The organism is Acinetobacter towneri, from assembly GCF_001758345.1.
GTDB classification, from domain to species: Bacteria; Pseudomonadota; Gammaproteobacteria; order Pseudomonadales; family Moraxellaceae; genus Acinetobacter; species Acinetobacter towneri_A.
Map to the genome: position 1 here is coordinate 1 of NZ_MKQS01000059.1, position 806 is coordinate 806.

At 50.1% G+C, this 806-nt stretch carries 2 tRNA genes and 1 rRNA gene; all 3 read left to right on the forward strand.

Going from position 1 to position 806, the window contains the following annotated elements:
* Positions 1-387: ribosomal RNA gene (locus tag BJN41_RS13995) — 16S ribosomal RNA — on the forward strand; the annotation flags it as partial.
* 158 nt (positions 388-545) lie between these two features.
* Positions 546-622 (forward strand) — tRNA-Ile (locus BJN41_RS14000).
* A gap of 103 nt (positions 623-725) precedes the next feature.
* Positions 726-801: transfer RNA gene (locus tag BJN41_RS14005), tRNA-Ala, on the forward strand.
* Positions 802-806: the final 5 nt, after the last annotated feature.

Genomic DNA, 806 nt, shown 5'->3' on the forward strand with positions numbered 1-806 from the left:
TACTGCCAGTGACAAACTGGAGGAAGGCGGGGACGACGTCAAGTCATCATGGCCCTTACGGCCAGGGCTACACACGTGCTACAATGGTCGGTACAAAGGGTTGCTACACAGCGATGTGATGCTAATCTCAAAAAGCCGATCGTAGTCCGGATCGCAGTCTGCAACTCGACTGCGTGAAGTCGGAATCGCTAGTAATCGCGGATCAGAATGCCGCGGTGAATACGTTCCCGGGCCTTGTACACACCGCCCGTCACACCATGGGAGTTTGTTGCACCAGAAGTAGGTAGTCTAACCKYARGGAGGACGCTTACCACGGTGTGGCCGATGACTGGGGTGAAGTCGTAACAAGGTAGCCGTAGGGGAACCTGCGGCTGGATCACCTCCTTAACGAAAGATTGACGATTGGTAAGAATCCACAACAAGTTGTTCTTCATGACGATGTGTCTTAAAAGATAATTCGAGGTTTTCGAATTGGATTGAGTAGCAGATACTACGCACTGCGTTTGTCTTGCGAAAAATACAAAGCGATGCTTTGATTTTTCTCAGGGTCTGTAGCTCAGTTGGTTAGAGCACACGCTTGATAAGCGTGGGGTCACAAGTTCAAGTCTTGTCAGACCCACCATGAGCAAGACTTAAAGCACTGCTTTAAGGCGAAGCGCAAGGCAAACGAACGTGAGTGAGTGCGCAGGCTATAATCTGATACATCGAATCACAGATGATAAGCTGGGGACTTAGCTTAGTTGGTAGAGCGCCTGCTTTGCACGCAGGAGGTCAGGAGTTCGACTCTCCTAGTCTCCACCAAATTT